Origin of the sequence: Pseudomonas brassicacearum (assembly GCF_003732265.1) — a bacterium.
GTDB classification, from domain to species: domain Bacteria; phylum Pseudomonadota; class Gammaproteobacteria; order Pseudomonadales; family Pseudomonadaceae; genus Aquipseudomonas; species Aquipseudomonas brassicacearum_D.
Genome location: NZ_MOBK01000291.1, coordinates 1 through 722, shown reverse-complemented (window position 1 = coordinate 722; position 722 = coordinate 1). Strand labels below are relative to the sequence as shown.

Annotated in this window: 1 protein-coding gene; it reads left to right on the top strand. The window is 59.7% G+C overall.

Annotated elements, in window-relative coordinates; translation table 11 throughout:
* Window positions 1–49 precede the first annotated feature (49 nt).
* Window positions 50–722: LysR family transcriptional regulator (locus BK660_RS31335; protein ID WP_185045305.1), on the top strand; the 673-nt coding region annotated here is incomplete at its 3' end.

The window sequence follows — 722 nt, the reverse complement described above, 5'->3', positions numbered from 1 at the left end:
CCTAAGCCTCAAATGAGCAAAAGTCAGTCTGGATGAATTGGTTTCATCCGTGGAGCTTTCAATGTTTGCCTCGTTGCCCCTCACCGCTCTGCGCGCTTTTGAATCGGCGTCACGCCTGCTCAGTTTCAAGGCTGCCGCCGAAGAACTGTCAGTCACGCCCACGGCGATTTCACATCAAGTCCGTTCGCTGGAAGACTGGCTCGGCGTCGCGTTGTTCGAGCGCCTGCCACGCCAGGTACGCCTGACCGAGGGCGGCGAACGCTTGTTTCGCAGCCTGCACGGCGCATTGTTGGAAGTGGCGCAAAGCGTCGACACCCTGCGCCCGCAGCGCAACGCCAGCACGCTGACGCTATCGACCACCGCCGCCTTCGCCGCGCTGTGGCTGGTGCCGCGCCTCGGGCGGTTTTATGCACAGCATCCGAACATCAACGTGCGCCTCGATACTCACTGTGAAGTTATCGATTTGCATCAGGACGCCAGTGTCGATCTGGTTTTGCGTTATAGCCTCGACGATTACCCGAACCTCTATGGTCTGTGCCTGTTCGATGAATCGTTCGGCGTTTACGGCTCGCCCGAGCAAGTGGCGCTGGCCGCGAGACGCACACCGACGTTGATCAGCGTGTGTTGGCATAACTCGAAACTGTATGCCCATGGCTGGGAAGCGTGGTGCGCCAAGGCTGGCGAAAACTGGTTGAACCCGCAGCCGGCGATCCGCGAATACG